The sequence below is a fragment of the Streptomyces sp. NBC_00104 genome (genome assembly GCF_045160825.1).
Classification (GTDB): domain Bacteria; phylum Actinomycetota; class Actinomycetes; order Streptomycetales; family Streptomycetaceae; genus Streptomyces.
In genome coordinates, this window is sequence record NZ_CP108215.1 from 2,953,627 (window position 1) to 2,974,109 (window position 20,483).

Genomic DNA, 20,483 nt, shown 5'->3' on the forward strand with positions numbered 1-20,483 from the left:
CGCCGACGCCGGATCAGCGGGTGGGCCGACCGAGCGGGATCAGAGCTCGGGCCCGTCGCCCGGCTCCTCCTGGTAGGAGTAGCGCTGTTCCTGCCAGGGGTCGCCGATGTTGTGGTAGCCGCGTTCCTCCCAGAAGCCGCGGCGGTCGGCGGTCATGTACTCGATGCCGCGGACCCATTTCGGGCCCTTCCAGGCGTACAGGTGGGGGACGACGAGGCGGAGGGGGAAGCCGTGTTCGGCGGTGAGGAGTTCGCCGTCCTTGTGCGTGGCGAAGATCGCGCGGTCGTCCGCGAAGTCGGCGAGGCGGAGATTGGAGCTGAAGCCGTACTCCGCCCACACCATCACATGGGTGACCTCGGCGGCGGGCGGCGCGGCTTCCAGGATCGTACGGGCCGGAATGCCACCCCATTCCGCGCCGACCATGCTGAACTTCGTCACGCAGTGCAGATCGGCCACGACCGAGGCGTACGGCAGAGCGGTGAACTCGTCGTGGGTCCAGGAGTACTTCTCGCCGTCGGCGGTGGCGCCGAAGACCCGGAAGTCCCAGCGCTCGGGACGGAACTTGGGGACGGGCCCGTAATGCGTGACCGGCCAGCCGCGCTGGAGCCGCTGTCCCGGCGGAAGCTGCGACGGCGCCGCGTTCTCAGATGCGCGATCTCCTGATTCGCGTCCCACCGGCTGACCCATGACTCCATCCTGACAGACCTCGGGTGGTGCACATGACCAGGGTCCACCCGACTCGGACATTTGGAACTAAGGCTGCACTTACTTACTAAGCTTGCACTTACTGGACGATCTTCGGCAGCGGTGCAATCATCGCGGCGCAACCTCCTCATTCCCCGCTTGGTAAGGAGCTTCCGCGATGCAGGGCGACCCCGAGGTCATCGAATTCCTCAACGAGCAGCTGACCGCGGAGCTCACCGCGATCAACCAGTACTTCCTGCACGCGAAGATGCAGGAGAACTTCGGCTGGACGAAGCTCGCGAAGTACACGCGTCACGAGTCGTTCGACGAGATGAAGCACGCGGAGGTGCTCACCGACCGGATCCTGTTCCTGGACGGGCTGCCGAACTACCAGCGGCTGTTCCACGTCCGGGTGGGCCAGACGGTCAAGGAGATGTTCGAGGCCGACCGGCAGGTCGAGGTCGAGGCGATCGACCGCCTCAAGCGCGGCATCGAGGTGATGCGCGCCAAGGGTGACGTGACCTCCGCGAACATCTTCGAGTCGATCCTCGCGGACGAGGAGCACCACATCGACTACCTCGACACCCAGCTGGAACTGCTGGAGAAGCTCGGCGAGGCGCTCTACATCGCGCAGCTGATCGAGCAGCCGGAGAGCTGAGCCCCGGAGAACCGGGTACGGTCGGTTACGGCCGGGTCGCCGAGGGCTACGCGGCTTCCTCGAGTTCGTCGAAGTCGGAGAGCACCGACTGTCCCTGGTCGACCGGCTCACGGCGCGGGCACGCGCCCCTGCCGAGGATCGCCTGGATCCGGCGGACGCATGAGCCGCAGTCCGTGCCCGCCTTGCAGGCGGAGGCGATCTGGCGAGGAGTGCAGGCACCGTCCGCCGCGTGCTTCTTGACCTGCTGCTCGGTGACGCCGAAGCAACTACAGACGAACACGCGGTTCACCTCCCGCCGGGATCGATAACGTGGCGTCGCCATCCCGATGATCGGTGAGGCTAACCTAACCTTACCCGGCGGGCCGGAACCGCAACAGTGGAGTGGGGCCCGGATCGTATGTGATCCGGGCCCCACTCCACTGCGCTGTCACGGCGTCGCTAGTCCCGGTACAGCTCCGCCACCAGGAACGCCAGGTCCAGGGACTGGCTGCGGTTGAGCCGGGGGTCGCAGGCGGTCTCGTAACGCTGGTGCAGGTCGTCGACGAAGATCTCGTCGCCGCCGCCCACGCACTCGGTGACGTCGTCACCGGTGAGCTCCACGTGGATGCCGCCCGGGTGGGTGCCGAGGCCCTTGTGGACCTCGAAGAAGCCCTTGACCTCGTCGAGCACGTCGTCGAAGCGGCGGGTCTTGTGGCCGGAGGCCGCCTCGTAGGTGTTGCCGTGCATCGGGTCGGTGATCCACGCGACGGTCGCACCCGAGGCGGTGACCTTCTCGACCAGCTCGGGCAGCTTGTCGCGGACCTTGTCCGCGCCCATGCGCACGATGAAGGTGAGGCGGCCCGGCTCGCGGTCCGGGTCGAGGCGCTCGATGTACTGCAGCGCCTCCTCGGCCGTGGTCGTCGGGCCGAGCTTGATCCCGATCGGGTTGCGGATCTTCGACGCGAACTCGATGTGCGCGTGGTCCAGCTGGCGGGTGCGCTCACCGATCCACACCATGTGCGCGGAGACGTCGTACAGCCGGCCCGTGCGCGAGTCCACGCGGGTCAGCGCCGACTCGTAGTCGAGCAGCAGCGCCTCGTGCGAGGAGAAGAACTCGACGGTGCGGAACTCCTCCGGGTCGGCCCCGCAGGCGTGCATGAAGTTCAGCGCGTTGTCGATCTCGCGGGCGAGCTGCTCGTAGCGCTGGCCGGACGGGGACGACTTCACGAAGTCCTGGTTCCAGGCGTGCACCTGGCGCAGGTCGGCGTAACCGCCGGTGGTGAAGGCGCGGACCAGGTTGAGCGTGGAGGCGGAGGCGTTGTACATCCGCTTCAGGCGCTCGGGGTCCGGGATCCGGGCGGCCTCGTTGAAGTCGAAGCCGTTGACCGAGTCGCCGCGGTACGTCGGCAGGGTCACGCCGTCGCGGGTCTCGGTGCCCTTGGAGCGGGGCTTGGAGTACTGCCCGGCGATACGGCCGACCTTCACGACCGGCACGGAGGCCGCGTACGTGAGGACCGCGCCCATCTGGAGCAGCGTCTTCAGCTTGTTGCGGATGTGGTCGGCCGACACGGCGTCGAAGGCCTCGGCGCAGTCGCCGCCCTGGAGGAGGAACGCCTCTCCCTTGGCGACGGACGCCATCCGGGCGCGCAGCTGGTCGCACTCGCCCGCGAAGACGAGCGGCGGATACGACTCGAGCTCCGCAACGACTGCGCGCAGAGCCTCGGTGTCGGGGTACTCGGGCTGCTGCGCCGCGGGCAGGTCTCGCCAGGTGTTGCCAGCGCTCGCGCTGGACTTAGCGTTCACGGTCACGACGTCCACATTACGGGGTCATGTCGGGCGTCCATCCCCCTGCTCATCAAGTGAGACGAACCCCGCTCGATCGGAGCGGGGTTCGTGGGCGGCCGGCGTGCGCCGGTCACGTGGTGGCCCACGTCAGTGCAGATCCATCACCGCCGGGTCGGTGAAGCCGACGGCGAAGACCGTGCGCAGGGAGAGACCGGCCTCGCCCGCGTAGCCGTCGCAGGCGTTTCTGCGCTGGTCGGCCTCCTCCACGGCCTCGAACTCGTACGGGAAGCTCGCCCGCAGGGCCGTGCCGGCGCAGAGGTGTTCCGTGAGCCCCCACAGCTCGTCCACCCGCGCCGTGCCGAGCCTGGGCCAGTGGCTCAGGGCCTGCGGGGTGCCGACCGCCCAGTTGCCGTCGGCGTGGAGGGCACCGCCGACGGTGACGTTGCAGGCCGTCGGGGCGCGCGTGTCGCCCACCCAGGTGCGGGAGAACACGGCGGGCTGAAGGGCGCAGCCCTTGTGGAAGGCGAAGTTCAGCAGTCCGCTGTCGTCGGTCCAGGTCATGCCGCCCTGGAGGCCGACATAGCGGGTCGCCGCGTAGGCGTCCTGGATCACGGTCCTGCCGCCGGACATGTTCAGCAGGCCCGGATAGGTCGAGGCGCTGGTCGGCGACGAGTGGTACGGCGGTGCTCCGGGCGCCCGGAGCACCGCCGTACCACTCGTCGCCGACCAGCTTGTCCTGGCTGCCGCCGGCCTTGTCGAGGGAGAGCCAGGATTGACATCCTCGCCTGCGTGAACGTAGGCGATTCGGGTCAGCACCGCTGCGCGGTGCTCCCTCGGGTTCCTGCTTCATCGGCCCCTGCCACCCGAGGGTGGTCTGACAAGGTCTCCACAGGCTTGACGTCCCGCCAGTCCGGCGGTAGGTCCGCCAACTACGTTGTCGGACAAGGCGACTTTAGCAATGCCGCTGCGGCCCTCCGGCCCGCTGGGCTCAGGATGCCCTACACCTCCACCCTGAAGGGTGGAGCCTTGAACAAGTGTTCGGTAGTAGAGGTGGTTGGCGTACCAGACGACGCCGCCGCCGTGACCGGTGACGTACTTGAAGTTCTGGCCGCCCGACGTCGGCTCGGCGAGCAGGACGTGGCGGTACTTGAGGGTGTCGCGGTCGATGAAGGAGAGCCTGAGCAGGTTGTTGGTCCGGCACTTGTCGTTGGCCTCGAGCGTGCCGGCCGCGTCGGTCCTGAACGTCTTGTAGTGCCAGGCGACCGCCGTGACACTTTTGCCCTGGATGGCCCCGTCGGCTCCGTCGGCGACGCCGGTGCTGCTCATGCCCTGGGGCCACCAGCGGGGTGTGGTGTCGTCACCGAGCTCCGACGACCAGCACCAGGAGATCTTCCGGTCCACCGGCGGCAGCGCCTTGGTCTCGTCGCCGGCGCAGGCGCGCATGGAGCCCAGGCGCATGCCGGGGTCGGCCGCCCCGGTCGAGTCCGTCGGGTACTCGGTGGTGACGACGTCGGTGAGGTCGGCGTCCGCCAGTCTGCCGGCGAGGGTGGTCGCGGCCGTCACGGAGTTCGTGTCCGTCATCCTGAACAGGTCGCCGTCGAGCGTCAGCCGGGTCATGGTCGGCTCGTCGGCGGCCGCGGCGGCTGTCCGGTCAGCCCGGCGAGGAGGGCGGCCGTCGCCGCGAAGAGGGCCAGGGGCCGCGTTCTCGAGAGGAGTGACACACTCACCCTTCAGTGATCCACAAATGGACTAGAACATGTCAAAAACGAAAGCAGATGTGATCATAGGCCGACCGTGGGGTGTCGATCACGTGAGTTCCCGGAGCTTGTCCGGTAGGGTGCGGCGCATGTTCGCGCACTCGATCCAGAACTGGTGGTGGACCGCTCATCCGGCGGCCCACTGACTGCGCGTACGCAAGACTTCGCGAAGGCCGCCCGAGGGGCGGCCTTCGGTGTTTCCAGGGCCCGGCCGTTCCTCCCCGATCACCGCGATGACCGTGATCCCCCAGGGAAGAGGAACCCATGGACCTGACCCGGCTCCTGTCCGACGACCGCCCGTTCGCCCTGCTGCGCCGCCGCACGCCCGGTCTCCACGACCACGACACGGTGGAGCTGCTGATCGGCCCGGTGACCACGTACGAGCGGCTCGCCGACATCCCCGACGAGGGGCTGGCGCTCATCCCCTTCCGCCAGATCCGCGAACGCGGCTTCGACGTCCGCGACGACGGGACGCCCCTGTCGGTGCTGGTGCCGGAGGAGTCGTACGCACTGCCGCTGGACCGGGTCCTCGCCGAGCTGCCCGCGCATGACGTCCGGGTCGAGGGCGGCGGCTTCGACGTGGACGACGAGGAGTACGCGGAGATCGTCGGCCGGGTGCTGCGCGAGGAGATCGGGCGGGGCGAGGGCGCGAACTTCGTGATCCGGCGGACCTACGAGGGCACGGTCCCGGGCTTCGGCCGCGCCGACGCGCTCGCGCTGTTCCGGCGGCTGCTGGAGGGCGAGCGGGGCGCGTACTGGACGTTCGTCGTGCACACCGGAAATGAGAAAGGGCCCGAAGGGCCTTCCTTGGAAGGGCGGCGGCGGGAGACGGGCGGGCGCACGCTCGTCGGCGCCAGCCCCGAGGTGCACGTCCGGATGTCCGGCGGGACGGTCGTGATGAACCCGATCAGCGGGACGTACCGCTACCCGGCCGGGGGACCGACGCCGGAGGACCTGCTGGCCTTCCTCGCCGACGGGAAGGAGATCGAGGAGCTCTCGATGGTCGTCGACGAGGAGCTCAAGATGATGTGCACGGTCGGCGACATGGGCGGGGTCGTGGTCGGGCCCCGGCTGAAGGAGATGGCGCACCTCGCGCACACCGAGTACGAACTGCGCGGGCGGTCCTCGCTGGATGTGCGGGAGGTGCTGAAGGAGACGATGTTCGCCGCGACGGTCACCGGGTCGCCGGTGCAGAACGCGTGCCGCGTGATCGAGCGGCACGAGGTGGGTGGGCGCGGGTATTACGCCGGGGCGTTGGCGCTGGTGGGACGGGATTCCGGCGGCGCGCAGACCCTGGACTCGCCGATTCTGATCCGCACCGCCGACATCACGGCGGACGGGCGGCTGAAGGTGCCGGTGGGCGCCACGCTCGTCCGGGGGTCGGATCCGGCGAACGAGGTCGCCGAGACGCACGCCAAGGCGGCGGGGGTGCTGGCCGCGCTGGGGGTACGGCCCGGACGGCCGGGGCGGGAGCGGGTGCGGCCGGGGCTGGCGGAGGACCCCCGGGTGCGGGCCGCGCTGGACGGGCGGCGGGGGTCGTTGGCACCGTTCTGGCTCCGGATGCAGGAGCGGACGGCCGAGTTGGCGGGACATGCGCTCGTCGTGGACGCCGAGGACACGTTCACCGCGATGCTCGCGCATCTGCTGCGGTCGTCGGGGCTGGAGGTGACGGTGCGGCGGTACGACGAGCCGGGGCTGCGGGACGCTGCGCTCGCTCACGCCGGGGTGGTGGTGCTGGGGCCCGGTCCCGGGGATCCGGGGGATGCCGGGGATCCCAAGATGCGCTTCCTGCGGTCGCTGACCGCCGAGCTCTTGCGGGGGCATCGGTACGGGGTGCTCGGGGTGTGTCTCGGGCATGAGCTGATCGCGGCGGAGCTGGGGCTGCGGATCGTGCGGAAGGAGGTGCCGTACCAGGGGGCGCAGACCGGGATCGATCTGTTCGGGCGGGTGGAGACCGTGGGGTTCTACAACAGCTTCGTGGCGTACTGCGACGACGAGGCGGCCGTGGGGTTGGCGGCGCAGGGGGTGGAGGTCAGTCGTAGTGGGGGCGGGGAGGTGCACGCGCTGCGCGGGCCCGGGATCGCGGGGGTGCAGTTCCATCCGGAGTCCGTGCTGACGTTGGACGGGGTGTCCGTGGTGCGTGAGTTGGTGGCGGGGGTTCAGTCCCTGCGCGCGCTCTAGGGTTCCTCGCCCCCGCCGCCCCTGCCCGTCCCATCCCCAGGGGCTGCCGCCCCTTCGACCCCGCTCGGGTGGGTTGTTCGGGTGCGGGTGGGTGGGGCTTCTCGCGCAGTTCCCCGCGCCCCCACCCCCCTCCCGCGTCAGCCTCAGCCTCAGCCGAAGAAGACGCCGACCTCCTCGTAGAGCTTGGGATCCACCGTCTTCAGCCTCGCCGTCGCGTCGGCGATGGGGACGCGGATGATGTCGGTGCCGCGCAGGGCGACCATCTTGCCGAAGTCGCGGTCGTGGACGGCGTCGATGGCGTGGAGGCCGAAGCGGGTGGCTAGCCAGCGGTCGAACGCGGAGGGGGTGCCGCCGCGCTGAACGTGACCGAGGACGGTCGTGCGGGCTTCCTTGCCCGTCCGCCTCTCGATCTCCTTGGCCAGCCACTCGCCCACGCCGGAGAGGCGGACGTGCCCGAAGGAGTCGAGTGAGCCGTCCTTGAGGACCATCTCGCCGTCCTTCGGCATGGCGCCCTCCGCGACGACCACGATCGGCGCGTACGAGGCCTTGAAGCGGGACGTCACCCAGGCGCACACCTTGTCGACGTCGAAGCGCTGCTCGGGGATGAGGATGACGTTGGCGCCGCCGGCCAGGCCGGAGTGGATGGCGATCCAGCCGGCGTGACGTCCCATCACCTCCACCACCAGGACGCGCATGTGGGACTCGGCGGTGGTGTGCAGGCGGTCGATGGCCTCCGTGGCGATGCCCACCGCCGTGTCGAAGCCGAAGGTGTAGTCCGTGGCGGAGAGGTCGTTGTCGATGGTCTTCGGGACGCCCACGCACGGCACGCCGTACTCGTCCGACAGGCGCGCTGCCACACCGAGCGTGTCCTCGCCGCCGATGGCGATGAGCGCCTCGACCTCCTGCTTGGCGAGGTTGTCCTTGATACGGCGGATGCCGTTCTCCTGCTTGAGCGGGTTGGTGCGCGAGGAGCCGAGGATGGTGCCGCCGCGGGGCAGGATGCCGCGCACGGCGGGGATGTCGAGGCGGACGGTGTCGTTCTCGAGCGGACCCCGCCAGCCGTCCCGGAAGCCGACGAAGTCGTAGCCGTACTCCTGCACGCCCTTGCGGACGACGCCCCGGATGACGGCGTTGAGCCCGGGGCAGTCGCCGCCTCCGGTCAGTACTCCGACGCGCATGGAAATGTCCCTTCGCCGAGGTTGCCTGGTGAGGGCCACGCTAATAGTGATCCAGGTCACGTCGGCATGCACGGGAGGTCAATTCCGGCGAATTGCGGCCGATTGAGGGGGAGTTGACCGGAGTTGATCAAACTCCCTTCACTCTATGGGGTGGTTCATCACGTTTACTCGTCGTCGAGACCGCGCTCTATGGCATAGCGGACCAGTTCCACCCGGTTGTGCAGCTGGAGCTTGCCGAGGGTGTTCTGGACGTGGTTCTGGACCGTGCGGTGCGAGATGACGAGGCGTTCGGCGATCTGCTTGTAGCTCAGGCCCTTGGCGACGAGCCGGAGCACCTCGGTCTCGCGGTCGGTGAGTTGCGGCGCCTTGGGCTCGTCGACGCCCGGCGCGGGGACGGGCTCGGAGGCGAGACGGCGGTACTCGCCGAGGACCAGGCCGGCGAGGCCGGGGGTGAAGACGGGGTCGCCGACCGCCGTGCGGCGTACGGCGTCGATCAGCTCCTCGGTCGAGGCGGACTTCAGCAGATAGCCGGTCGCGCCGGACTTCACCGCCTCCAGGACGTCCGCGTGCTCACCGCTCGCCGACAGGACCAGCACCCGCAACGCCGGGTTCGCGCCGACCAGTTCCTTGCAGACCTGCACCCCCGGCTTCGCGGGCAGGTTCAGGTCCAGTACGAGGACGTCCGGTGCGGCGGCGTGGGCGCGCCGCACCGCCTGCTCGCCGTCGCCCGCCGTGGCGACCACGTCGAAGCCGGACTCGGCCAGGTCGCGGGCGACGGCATCGCGCCACATGGGGTGGTCGTCGACCACCATGACCTTGATCGGTCCGCTTCCGCCGGGCTGCGCCCGTCCGTCCGCCGGTCCGCCGTTCTCCACACTCTCCACGCTCTCCGTCACCGCTTCTCCGCCTTCCCCCGTACGCCCTTCGGCCCTTCCGCGGCCCTGGGTACCTTCAGTTCGACTTCCGTGCCCTGTCCCGGCACCGAGATCAGTTCGGCCGTGCCGCCGATGTCGCGCAGCCGTCCCCGGATGGAGAGGGCCACCCCGAGCCGGCCCTCGCCCTCGGCCTGGGCGAGCCGGCCCTCGGGGATGCCGGGGCCGTCGTCCCGTACGGTCACGATGATCTCGTCCGGCCAGTCCTCGACCAGGATCCAGGCCCGGGCCCCGTCTCCCGCGTGCTCGCGCACATTGTCCAGGGCGGCGCCCACGGCCGCCGCCAGCTCGCGGGCGGCCTGCGGGACGAGCGGGACCGGGCCGCCGGGCTCGGAGAAGGTGACCAGCGCGCCGGCGTACGGGGCGAGGAGGGCGCGCAGGTCCACGGGGCCCCCGTCGTCCGCCGCGTCCGGTTCGTCCACCGCCCGTACGAGCGCTCCCTGGGCCGCGTCCTCCGAGACGCGGGAGACGGGAACCAGGCCACCGGAGACCAGGGTGCGCAGGGCGACCTCCTGCTCGCCCGCCATCCGGCCCAGCTCGGCGGCCTCGCCGCCCAGGGCGGTGCCGCGCCGCTGGACCATGGCGAGGACCTGGAGGACGCCGTCGTGGATGTCCCGGGCGAGGCGTTCCCGTTCGCGGGTGGCGGCCTCGATCTCCAGGGCGCGGGCGAGGGTGCGCTCGGAGGCGCGGGCGACCTCGACGACGTAACCGATGGCGATGGAGGCGACCCAGACCAGCAGCACGTTGTGGATGGTGTCGCGGGTGGGGGCGCCCCGGTGGATCAGGTTGGCGACGGCGACGAGCGTGGAGGCGAACGCGGCCCAGCGCCAGCCGCCCTTGATGGCGAAGGCGAGGACGGCGCCGGCGGTCCATATCGACGGCAGCGTGGGGCCTCCGGCCTCCACCCGCGCGGTCGAGTCGGCGAGCCGGGTGAGCAGGATGCCGACGATCGCGATGGTGAGGTCGGCGGCGAGGAACCGCTTGGTGCAGCTGGCCGCGCCCGCGACCTTGGGCAGGGTCACCAGCGTCCAGCCGGCCAGCACCGCGAAGTAGGCGACGGCCAACCAGGGGCGCTCGAACTTGTCGTACGCGCTGACGAAGAGGCCGACCGCGTAGATCATCGTCAGAACCCGGTAGCCGGTGAGGGCACGCCACAACGGCTGCTCGACCGACATCGTCATGACCCGCTCAAGCTTCGGCATGTCCCCCCCCTGTTTTTCGGCCCAGGCCGCCTCCGGGGCGCCGAAGCCTGTGTCGTGCGGTGATCCTGCTCGACCCGCGGGCCCGCGCGCCCCTTCGGCGCACTCGCCACCAGGCACCCCCGACAGACACCTCCGACAGCCCCCGGCAGACGCCTCCGGGAACGTGACCGTACCCGGGAAAGCGGCCGTTACGAAGCCGGGCGGTCCCTGTCCGCTCGGGTCTCCTCCGCCTGCTCCTTGGCCGCCTGTTCCTTGGCCGCCTGTTCCTTCTGTTCCCTGACCGTCTGCTCCTTGGCCGTCCGTTCCTTCTCGGCCTTGGCGAGGGCGGCCTTGGCGGCCTTGTCGGCCTCCTTCTCGGCCTTGGCCGCGTCCGTGATCTGCCGCTTGGCGGCGGTCGCGTAGATGTCGACGTACTCCTGGCCGGAGAGCTTCATGATCTCGTACATGACCTCGTCGGTCAGCGCCCGCAGGACGAAGCGGTCGTGCTCCATGCCCTGGTAGCGGCTGAAGTCGAGGGGCTTGCCGATCCGGATGCCGGGGCGCATGACCTTGGGCAGGACCTTGCCCGGAGGCTGGATCTTCTCCGTGTCGATCATGGCGACGGGGATGACGGGCGCGCCGGTGGCGAGGGCCACGCGGGCGAGGCCGCCGGGTTTGCCGCGGTAGAGCTGGCCGTCGGGCGAGCGGGTGCCCTCGGGGTAGATGCCGAAGAGCTCACCGCTCTCGATGACCTGTATGCCGCTCCTGATGGCGGCCTCTCCCGCTCCCCGCGCGCCTGAACGGTCCACGGGGAGCTGGCCGACGCCCTTGAAGAAGGCGGCCGTCAGCTTGCCCTTGAGGCCGGGGGTGGTGAAGTACTCGGCCTTCGCGATGAACGTGACCTTGCGGTCGAGGACCGCGGGCAGGAAGAACGAGTCCGAGAAGGAGAGGTGGTTGCTCGCGAGGATCGCGGCGCCCTCGGCCGGAATGTTCTCCAGGCCCTCCACCCAGGGCCTGAAGGTGACCTTGAGCGGTCCCCCGATAGCGACCTTCATCGCGCCGTACAACAACCGAGTGCCTCTCTGTGATCCGTGGATGAGACCTTAACCCGGATGCCCGAGGGAGAGTCCGACAGGTCCGACCGGTGTCGGGCGCCCCGCACGGTCCGCACCCGTCCCCCCACCGGCTTCTTCACCCGCCCTCCACCGCGCGAAGCCCCTGGTCGGTGTCAGTGCGGTCGCGTACGGTGAAGTACATCCAGACTCATTCACACCTTCCTCATGAACAGGAGACCGAACCGTGCCGGTCCTTCCTGGAGCCGAGCCGTATCACCACGAGGGCGGGGAGGTCGGAGTCCTCCTCTGCCACGGTTTCACCGGGTCCCCGCAGTCGCTGCGCCCCTGGGCGGAGTATCTCGCCGCGCGCGGACTGACCGTCGCGCTGCCCCTGCTGCCGGGACACGGCACCCGCTGGGAGGACCTGCGCCCGACGGGCTGGCAGGACTGGTACGCGGAGGTGGACCGCGAGCTGCGGACCCTGCGCGAGCGCTGTGCGCACGTCTTCGTGGCGGGGCTGTCCATGGGCGGCGCGCTGGCGCTGCGGCTGGCCGCGAAGCACGGGGACGCGGTCGCCGGCGTGATGGTCGTCAACCCGGCGAACAAGGTGCACGGCCCGGCCGCGCACGCCCTCCCCCTGCTCCGGCACTTCGTCCCCACCACCAAGGGGATCACCAGCGACATCGCGAAGGAGGGAGTCGAGGAGCTGGGGTACAGCCATGTGCCGCTGCACGCGGCGCACTCGCTGCGTAACTTCCTCCGTCTCGTCGACGGTGAACTGCCCCAGGTCACCCAGCCGTTGCTGCTGCTGCACAGTCCGCGGGACCATGTGGTGCCGCCCGTCGACTCCGAGCGCGTCCTCGGCCGGGTGTCGTCGACGGACGTCACGGAGATCCTGCTGGAACAGAGCCACCATGTCGCGACGTTGGACCACGACGCGGACCGGATCTTCGAGGAGAGCCACGCGTTCGTCACCCGGCTCGTGACGGGGCCCGGTGCGGAACACGTGACGGAGTCCGGGGCGGCACACGTGAAGGAGTCCGACGCGGAATCCGTACAGCAGTCTGATTCGGGGTCCGCGGAGCAGATCGGTCCGGGATCCTTGGGGCAGAGGGAAGGGACGGCCACTGGTGGCTGAGCACGACTCCGAGCGTGAGCCGGAGGAGAAGGGAGCGCCCCTCGGCGAGCGCCACGGCGACTCGCGGGGCGACTCCCCGGGCGGCTCCTCGGGCAGCTCCACAGGCTCCTCGTCCGGCGAGTCCGCGGGCGAGGAGCAGCACGTGGGCGAGGAGCAGCACGTGCCGTTCGACGAGGACGCCGCGTGGCGGGCCATCGTCGCCGGGTTCGGCACGGAGCCGCCGGACCCGCCGGGCGCCAAGCCGTTCAAGTCGGTGGAGGACCTGGCTCTGCTGGAGGCCGAGCCGGAGGACTCCGCGGACAAGGCCCCCGATGCCGCCGCCGGCCCCGCGGCCCCCAGGCCGCTGGGCAGCTCGGTCGCGTTCGCACCCGGCATCGGCTCGGGTCCCCGCGACTACAGCGTGCCCGATCCGGTCGGCGAGGACCCGGACAAGGAGGACGGGGACTCCGACGACGAGGACGACGAGGGCCACTTCGTGCCACCCGAGCCGCCCCCGCTGCCGGAGGCGGACACGACCGCCAAGTTCGCCTGGCTGGGAGTGGTCGGCGGTCCCGTCCTGCTGCTGCTCGCCGTCCTGCTCCGGTGGGAGATGACCTGGTGGCTCACCACCCTCGGCATCGGCGGCTTCCTCGGCGGCTTCGCCACGCTGGTGATGCGGATGAACGGCGACGACGACGAGGACGACGACCCGGGCCGCGGCGCGGTCGTCTGACCCCACCACCGCAGCCGTACGAGGGCCCGCCCGGGAACGTTCCGGGCGGGCCCTCGCCCTTGCGTCGCGCCGAGCCGAGTCGAGTCGAGTGGCGTGGCGTGGCGTGGCGTGGCGTCACGCCGGCCGCGTACGGCGGAATGGAACTCGATTCCGGTGAACGGCGAAGTACGGGTGCACGAGAAGTACGGGTGCACGACCCGAACGTGCCCAAGCCTTCGAGGCGTTCAGACGAACGAGAGGAGCCCCGATGACCGTCGGACCACCGGGCGTCGGCACCCGCGACAGGGATCGCGAGGAGAGTGATGCCCGCGTGATCGAGCGGTCCCGGGACGAGCCCGAACTGTTCGCCGTCCTCTACGACCGGCATGCCGACGCCGTGCACCGTTACGCGGCACGGCGGCTGGGTCCCGAGGCGGCGGAGGATCTGATGGCGGAGACCTTCGTCACCGCCTTCCAGCGGCGGCACACCTACGAGCCGGGGCGGCCCGACGCCCGCCCCTGGCTGTTCGGTATCGCCACCAACCTCGTGGGCCGGCACCGCCGGGCCGAGGCGCGCCGCTTCAAGGCGCTGGCCCGGCTGCCGGAGCCGGTGGAGCACGAGGAGCCGGTCGCTGACCGGGCGGTCGCCAGGGCCGGTGCCACGGGGGTGCGCCGGGAGCTGGCGGCCGCGCTGGCCGGGCTGTCCGCCCGGCACCGCGACGTGGTGCTGCTGGTGGCCTGGGCCGGCCTCGACTACGAGGAGGCGGCCCAGGCCCTCGACGTGCCCGTCGGCACGATCAGATCCCGGCTGAACCGGGCTCGCGGCAGATTGCGCGAAGCACTGGGCGGATCCGATCCGACCGCTTTCCGAGAGGCAGACGCCCATGCGTGACATCGACGAGCTGCGGGACCTGCGGGACCTGGCCGACTTCGACGCGGGCGCTCCCCCGCTGGACGACGAGACCCGACGGCGGGGGCGCGCCCGCCTGCTCGCCACGATCACCGCACCCGGTGCGGACCGGGCGGCTCGCAGGACGATCGGGCCCGATCGTCCGGTCCGCCGTCGCCCGGTCCTGCGTATCGCCCTGGCCGGTGTGGTCGCCGCCGCGGTCACGGCCGGTGTCCTGGTCACCGTGCAGCACGACGACGGCCGGGACGGGACCGCTACGCCGCCGGTGAAGAACCTGCCGCACATGCGGAACGTCAGCGCGCGGACCGTGCTCAACGGAGCGGCCTCGTACGCGCGGAAGAACGACAAGGTCGTCAGTCCTCGGGACGACCAGTTCATCTACACCAAGGAGATCATCAAGGAGACCAACCAGAAGACGGGGAAGACGAAGACCCACGTCGACGAGATCTGGCGCTCCGTGGACGGCTCCCAGCGGTCCTGGATCATGGAGATCGGCAAGGGGTGGTGGGCGCCACCGAACGAGGAGAACCAGACCAGCTGGCCACCGAAGGACTGGGGCACGCTGCAGAAGCTCCCGACCGACCCGGATCAGCTGATTCTCGCGCTCCAGAACGTGGGTTTCGCGCCCGATGCGAAGAACACCTCGCTGGACAAGATCACCGACCAGGAGTGGTCGCACATCCACTTCAGCCTCGCCGGGCTGCTCAAGCTGGTCCCGGTGATGCCCGAGGGGCTGCGCCCCGCGGCCTACGAGGCGCTCGGGATGGTGCCGGGTGTCAAGGCGCTGCCGAACCAGAAGGACGCGAAGGGCCGGGTCGGCGTGGCCATCACGTACGACGACCCCACCCGTCCCGAGGGGGCGCCGGGCTACGACAGCTACTTCATCTTCGACCCGGTGACGTACGCGTTCCTCGGCTTCCGTGACGAGCGCACCTCGGGCGACGGTAAGGGCATCAAGCGGTACACCCAGCTCTCGTACCTGGACAGCTGGGCGATCGTCGACAAGGTCAAGCAGCACCCGTCCGCGGCGGGCCAGGACTCGGCGGGCTAGGACTCCGCGGGCACTCTGAGGGCGGCCAGGACCGGCAGGTGGTCCGTGGCCGCCCTCAGGTCGTCCTCGGTGATGCCGGGGTGGTCGAGGGGGACACCGCAGCCGAGTACCTCGATGCCGGGGGTGGCCAGGATCGCGTCGATCCGCTGGTGGGGGTCGGTGGGGGTGGAGCTGTACTCGCCGCCCCAGGGGGTGGTGGTCCAGCAGTCCTGGAGTTCACCGGCCAGGCGGCGGAACGTGCGGCCGTCCGGGCGTTCGTTGAGGTCGCCGCCCGCGACCGCGTGCGTCACGCCCAGGCCGGCCAGGTGGTCGAGGAGCAGGCCACCCTGTTCGTACCGCTCGTCCTTGTGCAGGGAGAGGTGGCAGGACAGGACACCGAGCCGGGCGCGGCCGAAGCGGACCACCGCGGTGGCGAAGCCGCGTCGGTGCAGGCCGGGGGTGAGCGGCAGGAGCACGTCCTCGGTGTGCTCGACCGTGGCGCGCAGGCCGCACAGCAGGGCCGGGCCGGAGGCGGTGGCGCCGCCGGAGAGGGTGACCAGGTGGGAGGCCGCGGCGAGCCTGGCGAGTTTCTTGCGCCAGCGGAAGAAGCGGGGGGCTTCCTGGATGAGGACCAGGTCGGGGGCGCAGGCGGTGATCACTCGGGCGAGGGCGTCCGTGTCGTCCCGCATGGAGCGGATGTTGTAGCTGAGGACGCGGATCGTTGCCGAACCGTCGGGGTTCGTGCGGGAGTTGGGCAGCGGGTTCATCGCCATACGGATCAAGATACGCCTAAGAACCCGGGTGCATTTGTCCGTTTGCGACTGCCGGTGCGTCGTGGTTGTCCGCGCCCACGCGGCGGAGCCGCATGTCGACGCAGCCCCGCGCCCCTGAGAACGGGGCGCGGGGACGTCGACCGGTGTCTACATGATCGGGTCGGGTTCTCTCGCCAGGTCCGCCGCGCCCACCAGGCCCGCCTCGTTGCCCAGTTGGGCGGCGATGACCTCGGCCACCGGGCGCCAGTTGCCGCCTACGAGCCAGCGCTTGTAGGACTTGCGGATGGGGTCGAGGACCAGTTCGCCCTCGTCCGACAGGCCGCCGCCCACGATGAACGCCGACGGGTCGAAGAGGGAGGCGAGGTCGGCGAGGCCCGCGCCGGCCCAGCGGGCGAGTTCGCGGTAGGAGTCGACGGCGACGGGATCGCCCTGGCGGGCGGCCATGGAGATGTGCTTGCCCTCGATGCCGTCGGGCGTGCCGTCGCCGAGACCGAGGAGGAGCTCGGCGTTCTCGGGGGTGGCGTTGGCGCGCTGCTTGGCGTAGCGGACGAGCGCCCGGCCCGACGCGTACTGCTCCCAGCAGCCCTGCGAGCCGCAGCCGCAGAGCAGGCCGTCCGGAACCATGCGGATGTGGCCGAACTCGGCGGCGACGCCGTAGTGGCCGCGGCGCAGCTTGTTGCCGATGATGATGCCGCCGCCGAGGCCGGTGCCGAGAGTGATGCAGATGACGTTGCGGTGGCCCTTGCCGGCGCCGAACTTGTACTCGCCCCAGGCGGCCGCGTTGGCGTCGTTCTCCACGACGACCGGCAGGCCCACGCGGGCCTCGACCTTCTCCTTGAGCGGCTCGTTGCGCCAGTCGATGTTGGGGGCGAAGTAGACCGTCGACCGCTGACGGTTGACGTAACCGGCCGCGCCGATGCCGACACCGACGATCTCGTGTCCGGCTCGCGCGCCCTCGACGGCGGCGGCGATGGCGTCCACGATCCCCTCGGGCGTGCCCGGGGTCGGCACCTTGTGGGTCGAGAGGATGTTGCCTTCCTCGTCGACCACACCGGCCGCGATCTTGGTTCCGCCGATGTCGACGCCGATGGTGAGTCCCATGAATCCCTCAGTTTCGGTCGAGCCCCGCTACGGCCAACCGTACCCGAGGCCCCGCCCCGGGACTCCCGACGTCCGCCGGGCGGACGGACCCGGTGTCAGTCCAGGTCGATGCGCTCTCCGGGGCCCGGATCGTCGCCCTGGTCGCGACCTTCCCGGTGAGCGGTGTCCCGGTTCGTCCAGCGTCGCTCCTGGGCCTCGACCGCGGAGCGGTACGCGGCGAGCAGTTCGCCGCCCGCGGCGGCGAGATGGTCGAAGACGTCCGGGTTGCGTTCGATGACGGGTTCGACGGCGGCCTTGGCCTGCCGGACCACCTGGTTGACCATCTGCTGGGCCGCACCCCCGGCGACTGCGCCGAGCAGCGGCGACTGGAGCCCGGAGAGCTTGTCCGCGACGGTGTCGACCAGCTTGCGCAGTTCCTCGGCGGCCGAGCCCGGCGGCGGACCGTACCGCGCCCGGCGGCGGGCCTTCTCCGCGACGAGGTCCTCCTCGCACGCCGTCGCCCAGGCGTCGGCGTCGGTGGCGCGCACCCGGTCGCTGGTGCGCTGCCGATCACTCGTGCGCACCTCGTCGGCCGTCCGCGCCTCTTCGGCCGCGTCCTCCCCAGCGGCGTCGGACGTGGGGCGCTCTTCGCTCATGGCGGGCTCCTGCCTACGGTTCGTACCTTCGACGTTACCCGAACGGGCGTATACGGTTCACCGCGTCCGGGGCCACAACCGCGGGTCCGGCGCGAAACGGATCCTCAGGGAGCCGTCGCGCAGGGCCGCGCCGTCGACCGTGCAGCGGCGCAGCGCCGACGGCAGCGGCACGATACGGCGGAACTGCCCCGCCGTGACGACCAACTCGTCGCCGCGCCGGACGAGATCCAGCTCGTCCCGTACCGCGCCGGGCAGCGGGACGTGCCACACGAGCACGCCTTCGTCCCCGAGGTTGTCGGTGACGGGCCACGCGACGCGGGCGGGAGCGTCACCCGCACCGGGGACGCCGAGGGCGGCGAGGTCGTCGACGCCGCGGGGGTCGTGCCCGAGGTGGGCGACGGCCCGTACGGGACGGGCCTCTCGTGTCGAGGGGCCCTCCTCCCACTCCTCCAGCGCCTTGCGCTGCTGGGCGACGAGACCGGCGAGCCAGGTGTCGTGCGTGCCCTCGGGCAGGACGCGGTTGGCGATCAGCATGTCGACGGGGAGGGCTCGCAGGGCGAGTCCGACGCTCGCGAGGCGCACGTGGTCGGCGCCGGCCGGGCCCGGCTCCACGACCAGCCGCACACTCGTCCGCGGGTCCTCGACGACCGCGGCGACTGCGGCCAGCTCGACGTCCCAGCGGGCGGCCGTCTCGTACAGCCACTCGGCGGGCATCGGCACTCCGGCGAGCCGCCCGAGGACCGGCCGCAGCGCACGGGCCGCCTGCCGCTCGGGCGGGAGCAGCCGTCGCAGATACCGTCGCAGTTCCTCCGGGAGACCGAGCAGCGCGAGTGCCTGCGGCACGGGCGGCAGATCGACGACGAGCAGGTCGTACGCCTCCGACAGCGCGGCGTCGCGCAACGCCCGCAGCAGGGCAAGCTCCTCGGCGCCGGGGAGGGGCGTGAGCTCCTCGGCGTCCAGCCGTCCCGCCCCCAGCAGATCGAGCACGGACGTGGCCCGCTCCTGGAAGGCGACGAGATCCTCCCGGAAGCCCGCCGCGGCATCGGGCCGCCAGGCGGTGAGATGCGACGTGACCCGGACGGGCTCCGCCCCGGTCGCCACCCCGAGCACCGCCCCCAGGCTGTCGACCCGGTCGGCGCTCAGCACGAGCGTCCGCGAGCCCTCGCGGGCTGCCTCGAGCCCCATGGCCGCCGCGACCGTCGTACGGCCGCTGCCGCCTTGCCCGGTGATCAGGATGGTGCGCATGAGGGTGAACGGTAACCCAGCGACGCCCACCCCGACGCCGCGTGAGCGCCCGGCGGCGGCACCGGCCGGGGGCGGGAGGCCCTCACCGGTGCTGACGGGGCGCCGCCGCGCCGACCGCTACGCGCCGGACTCGACGCGCTTCTTCAGACCTGCCAGCGCCCGGTCGATGATGACCTTCTCCGCCTTGCGCTTGATCATCCCGAGCATGGGGATCTTGACGTCGACGGTCAGCTGGTAGGTCACCTCGGTCACCGAGTCGCCGACCGGCTTCAGGATGTAGGACCCGTCGAGGGAACGGAGCATCTGGGACTTGACCAGCGTCCAGGACACCTCGTTCGCCCCGGACCAGGTGTACGCCAGCGTCTGGTCGTCCTTGATCGCGCCCGCGTCCATGACGAGCCGGACCTGCTCGGCGCGGCCCTGACCGTCGGTCTCCAGCACCTCCGCCTCCTTCACCTCTCCCGTCCAGTCCGGGTAGCGGGCGAAGTCGGCGATCACTCCCATGACGTCGGCCGCCGCAGCCTCGATCGTGATGCTCGAACTGGTGAATTCCGCCATCGCCGTGGCTCCTCCAGAGACTGTCCGGTGAGGGAGGTGGGTGCGCACGTATGTGCAGCGTGAAGGCTACCGCGCGCCGGCCGAACCCTCGTCACCCCGTCCGAGGTTCACCCCCATCAGAGGTTCACCCACATCCGAGGTTCACCCCCGCCCGTGCGCTCACCACTCCAACGCCCACGGCCTCCCGGTCCCGGCGAAGTGCCCCACGTTCACGCACTCCGTCGCCCCGATCCGCATCCGCCGCGCCAACGGCTGGTGGACGTGCCCGAACAGCGAGTACCGGGGCCGGGTCCGGCGGATCGCGTCCAGCAGTGCCCGGCTCCCCCGCTCGAAACGGCGCGCCACCGTGTCGTACACCAGCTCGGGAACCTCCGGCGGGATGTGCGTGCAGAGCACGTCCACCTCCCCCACCGCCTCGATCTTGGCGGCGTACTCCTCGTCACTGATCTCGTACGGCGTCCGCATGGGGGTGCGCAGTCCGCCGCCGACGAAGCCGAAGACCCACCCGCCGATCTCCACCCGCTCGCCGTCCAGCACGGTCGTCCCCGGACCCGCGTACTCGGGCCACAGCCGCGGCATATCGACATTGCCGTACGTGGCGTACGTCGGCGCGGGGAAGGCCGCGAACATCTCGGCGTACTGCTTGCGGACGGCCTTCTCGATCACGGCGGAGCGCTCCTCGCCCACGCCCGCCCACAGCCGGGCCCCGAGTTCGCGCGCCTCCTCGAACCGCCGGGCGGTGCGCAGTTCGACGAGCCGGGTGGCGTTCCCGGCACCGAAGAGGTCGGGGAAGATGCCGCGGGAGTGGTCGGCGTAGTCGAGGAAGAGGACCAGGTCGCCCAGGCACACCAGGGCGTCGGCGCCCTCACCCGCTCGGGCCAGGTCGCGCGCGTTGCCGTGCACGTCGCTGACCACATGAATGCGCGTTCTGCCGTTACCGCCCGGTGTGCGTGCCATGACGATCAAGCGTAGGCGTGTGCGGCATACGTGAACAGAGCCGATCGGACGTGCG

At 70.9% G+C, this 20,483-nt stretch carries 22 protein-coding genes; 7 read left to right on the forward strand and 15 right to left on the reverse strand.

Features of this window, described 5'->3' with window-relative positions:
• Positions 1 to 39 precede the first annotated feature (39 nt).
• Complete coding sequence (locus tag OG272_RS12770; protein ID WP_326583415.1) at positions 40 to 687, reverse strand: sulfite oxidase-like oxidoreductase; 648 nt, start codon at positions 685 to 687, stop codon at positions 40 to 42.
• A gap of 175 nt (positions 688 to 862) precedes the next feature.
• Between OG272_RS12770 and bfr the strand changes: the two genes are divergently transcribed.
• Entirely contained in the window at positions 863 to 1,342 is a 480-nt protein-coding gene (bfr, locus tag OG272_RS12775) for a bacterioferritin (RefSeq protein WP_326583414.1), read from the forward strand.
• 46 nt (positions 1,343 to 1,388) lie between these two features.
• On the opposite strand, the gene OG272_RS12780 is transcribed toward bfr, so the two are convergent.
• From OG272_RS12780 to OG272_RS12795, 4 genes are all read right to left on the reverse strand, one after another.
• On the reverse strand, positions 1,389 to 1,631 hold the full coding sequence (locus OG272_RS12780; RefSeq protein ID WP_326583413.1) for a (2Fe-2S)-binding protein: 243 nt from the start codon (positions 1,629 to 1,631) through the stop codon (positions 1,389 to 1,391).
• Positions 1,632 to 1,780: 149 nt separating this feature from the next.
• Entirely contained in the window at positions 1,781 to 3,130 is a 1,350-nt protein-coding gene (locus OG272_RS12785; RefSeq protein ID WP_326583412.1) for a class II 3-deoxy-7-phosphoheptulonate synthase, read from the reverse strand.
• Between the two features lie 123 nt (positions 3,131 to 3,253).
• Positions 3,254 to 3,811, reverse strand: coding sequence for a hypothetical protein (locus OG272_RS12790; protein WP_327730143.1), 558 nt, complete (start codon positions 3,809 to 3,811; stop codon positions 3,254 to 3,256).
• Between the two features lie 141 nt (positions 3,812 to 3,952).
• Positions 3,953 to 4,723: a hypothetical protein gene (locus OG272_RS12795; protein ID WP_405893322.1), complete on the reverse strand. Its 771-nt coding sequence runs from the start codon at positions 4,721 to 4,723 to the stop codon at positions 3,953 to 3,955.
• Between the two features lie 229 nt (positions 4,724 to 4,952).
• On the opposite strand from OG272_RS12795, the gene OG272_RS12800 reads away from it, so the two are divergent.
• Positions 4,953 to 5,009 (forward strand): trp operon leader peptide, encoded by a 57-nt coding sequence (locus tag OG272_RS12800; protein ID WP_076973970.1) that lies wholly within the window; start codon positions 4,953 to 4,955, stop codon positions 5,007 to 5,009.
• A gap of 118 nt (positions 5,010 to 5,127) precedes the next feature.
• A complete protein-coding gene (locus OG272_RS12805) occupies positions 5,128 to 7,044 on the forward strand; it encodes an anthranilate synthase family protein (protein WP_327730141.1) in 1,917 nt (638 codons plus the stop codon).
• A 149-nt stretch (positions 7,045 to 7,193) separates the two neighbouring features.
• Here the strand turns inward: OG272_RS12805 and OG272_RS12810 are convergent, their stop codons facing one another.
• The 4 genes from OG272_RS12810 to OG272_RS12825 all read right to left on the reverse strand — a co-directional run bounded on the left by OG272_RS12810 (position 7,194) and on the right by OG272_RS12825 (position 11,390).
• Positions 7,194 to 8,222: a 6-phosphofructokinase gene (locus OG272_RS12810; protein WP_326583408.1), complete on the reverse strand. Its 1,029-nt coding sequence runs from the start codon at positions 8,220 to 8,222 to the stop codon at positions 7,194 to 7,196.
• Between the two features lie 164 nt (positions 8,223 to 8,386).
• The gene (locus tag OG272_RS12815) at positions 8,387 to 9,034 is read right to left on the reverse strand and encodes a response regulator transcription factor (RefSeq protein WP_326585864.1); all 648 of its coding nucleotides are present in this window, start codon (positions 9,032 to 9,034) and stop codon (positions 8,387 to 8,389) included.
• 80 nt (positions 9,035 to 9,114) lie between these two features.
• The gene (gene macS / locus OG272_RS12820) at positions 9,115 to 10,356 is read right to left on the reverse strand and encodes a MacS family sensor histidine kinase (RefSeq protein WP_326583407.1); all 1,242 of its coding nucleotides are present in this window, start codon (positions 10,354 to 10,356) and stop codon (positions 9,115 to 9,117) included.
• Positions 10,357 to 10,544: 188 nt separating this feature from the next.
• Positions 10,545 to 11,390 (reverse strand): lysophospholipid acyltransferase family protein, encoded by an 846-nt coding sequence (locus OG272_RS12825; RefSeq protein WP_405893325.1) that lies wholly within the window; start codon positions 11,388 to 11,390, stop codon positions 10,545 to 10,547.
• A 244-nt stretch (positions 11,391 to 11,634) separates the two neighbouring features.
• On the opposite strand from OG272_RS12825, the gene OG272_RS12830 reads away from it, so the two are divergent.
• The 4 genes from OG272_RS12830 (at position 11,635) to OG272_RS12845 (ending at position 15,180) form a co-directional block, all read left to right on the forward strand.
• The gene (locus OG272_RS12830; protein ID WP_326583405.1) at positions 11,635 to 12,528 is read left to right on the forward strand and encodes an alpha/beta fold hydrolase; all 894 of its coding nucleotides are present in this window, start codon (positions 11,635 to 11,637) and stop codon (positions 12,526 to 12,528) included.
• Positions 12,521 to 13,240, forward strand: a complete 720-nt coding sequence (locus OG272_RS12835; protein WP_405893327.1) for a hypothetical protein — start codon at positions 12,521 to 12,523, stop codon at positions 13,238 to 13,240. The genes OG272_RS12830 and OG272_RS12835 overlap by 8 nt, the downstream gene beginning before the upstream one ends.
• Before the next feature lie 247 nt (positions 13,241 to 13,487).
• Positions 13,488 to 14,111, forward strand: a complete 624-nt coding sequence (locus OG272_RS12840; RefSeq protein WP_327730139.1) for an RNA polymerase sigma factor — start codon at positions 13,488 to 13,490, stop codon at positions 14,109 to 14,111.
• The gene (locus tag OG272_RS12845; protein ID WP_327730138.1) at positions 14,104 to 15,180 is read left to right on the forward strand and encodes a CU044_5270 family protein; all 1,077 of its coding nucleotides are present in this window, start codon (positions 14,104 to 14,106) and stop codon (positions 15,178 to 15,180) included. The genes OG272_RS12840 and OG272_RS12845 overlap by 8 nt, the downstream gene beginning before the upstream one ends.
• Here the strand turns inward: OG272_RS12845 and OG272_RS12850 are convergent.
• From OG272_RS12850 to OG272_RS12875, 6 genes are all read right to left on the reverse strand, one after another.
• Positions 15,177 to 15,932 carry an endonuclease/exonuclease/phosphatase family protein gene (locus OG272_RS12850; RefSeq protein ID WP_326583404.1) on the reverse strand — a complete coding sequence of 252 codons (756 nt, stop codon included), beginning with the start codon at positions 15,930 to 15,932 and terminating at the stop codon, positions 15,177 to 15,179. The two genes, OG272_RS12845 and OG272_RS12850, sit on opposite strands and share 4 nt — an antisense overlap.
• Positions 15,933 to 16,079: 147 nt before the next feature.
• Positions 16,080 to 17,033 carry an ROK family glucokinase gene (locus tag OG272_RS12855; protein WP_326583403.1) on the reverse strand — a complete coding sequence of 318 codons (954 nt, stop codon included), beginning with the start codon at positions 17,031 to 17,033 and terminating at the stop codon, positions 16,080 to 16,082.
• A 95-nt stretch (positions 17,034 to 17,128) separates the two neighbouring features.
• The gene (locus OG272_RS12860; protein WP_327730136.1) at positions 17,129 to 17,668 is read right to left on the reverse strand and encodes a DUF5304 domain-containing protein; all 540 of its coding nucleotides are present in this window, start codon (positions 17,666 to 17,668) and stop codon (positions 17,129 to 17,131) included.
• A gap of 57 nt (positions 17,669 to 17,725) precedes the next feature.
• On the reverse strand, positions 17,726 to 18,913 hold the full coding sequence (locus OG272_RS12865; RefSeq protein WP_327730135.1) for an ArsA-related P-loop ATPase: 1,188 nt from the start codon (positions 18,911 to 18,913) through the stop codon (positions 17,726 to 17,728).
• 117 nt (positions 18,914 to 19,030) lie between these two features.
• Positions 19,031 to 19,471, reverse strand: coding sequence for an SRPBCC family protein (locus OG272_RS12870; protein WP_326583400.1), 441 nt, complete (start codon positions 19,469 to 19,471; stop codon positions 19,031 to 19,033).
• A 159-nt stretch (positions 19,472 to 19,630) separates the two neighbouring features.
• A complete protein-coding gene (locus OG272_RS12875; RefSeq protein WP_326585862.1) occupies positions 19,631 to 20,386 on the reverse strand; it encodes a metallophosphoesterase in 756 nt (251 codons plus the stop codon).
• Positions 20,387 to 20,483 lie beyond the last annotated feature (97 nt).

What these genes read in the sequence shown, in the direction of transcription:
- macS (WP_326583407.1), bottom strand. Translation starts at nt 10,356, where the DNA reads ATGCCGAAGCTTGAGCGGGTCATGACGATGTCGGTCGAGCAGCCGTTG.
- OG272_RS12855 (WP_326583403.1), bottom strand. Translation starts at nt 17,033, where the DNA reads ATGGGACTCACCATCGGCGTCGACATCGGCGGAACCAAGATCGCGGCC.
- OG272_RS12795 (WP_405893322.1), bottom strand. Translation starts at nt 4,723, where the DNA reads ATGACCCGGCTGACGCTCGACGGCGACCTGTTCAGGATGACGGACACG.
- OG272_RS12860 (WP_327730136.1), bottom strand. Translation starts at nt 17,668, where the DNA reads ATGAGCGAAGAGCGCCCCACGTCCGACGCCGCTGGGGAGGACGCGGCC.
- OG272_RS12770 (WP_326583415.1), bottom strand. Translation starts at nt 687, where the DNA reads ATGGGTCAGCCGGTGGGACGCGAATCAGGAGATCGCGCATCTGAGAAC.
- OG272_RS12815 (WP_326585864.1), bottom strand. Translation starts at nt 9,034, where the DNA reads ATGGTGGTCGACGACCACCCCATGTGGCGCGATGCCGTCGCCCGCGAC.
- bfr (WP_326583414.1), top strand. Translation starts at nt 863, where the DNA reads ATGCAGGGCGACCCCGAGGTCATCGAATTCCTCAACGAGCAGCTGACC.
- OG272_RS12870 (WP_326583400.1), bottom strand. Translation starts at nt 19,471, where the DNA reads ATGGCGGAATTCACCAGTTCGAGCATCACGATCGAGGCTGCGGCGGCC.
- OG272_RS12840 (WP_327730139.1), top strand. Translation starts at nt 13,488, where the DNA reads ATGACCGTCGGACCACCGGGCGTCGGCACCCGCGACAGGGATCGCGAG.
- OG272_RS12825 (WP_405893325.1), bottom strand. Translation starts at nt 11,390, where the DNA reads ATGAAGGTCGCTATCGGGGGACCGCTCAAGGTCACCTTCAGGCCCTGG.
- OG272_RS12865 (WP_327730135.1), bottom strand. Translation starts at nt 18,913, where the DNA reads ATGCGCACCATCCTGATCACCGGGCAAGGCGGCAGCGGCCGTACGACG.
- OG272_RS12805 (WP_327730141.1), top strand. Translation starts at nt 5,128, where the DNA reads ATGGACCTGACCCGGCTCCTGTCCGACGACCGCCCGTTCGCCCTGCTG.
- OG272_RS12845 (WP_327730138.1), top strand. Translation starts at nt 14,104, where the DNA reads ATGCGTGACATCGACGAGCTGCGGGACCTGCGGGACCTGGCCGACTTC.
- OG272_RS12810 (WP_326583408.1), bottom strand. Translation starts at nt 8,222, where the DNA reads ATGCGCGTCGGAGTACTGACCGGAGGCGGCGACTGCCCCGGGCTCAAC.
- OG272_RS12850 (WP_326583404.1), bottom strand. Translation starts at nt 15,932, where the DNA reads ATGGCGATGAACCCGCTGCCCAACTCCCGCACGAACCCCGACGGTTCG.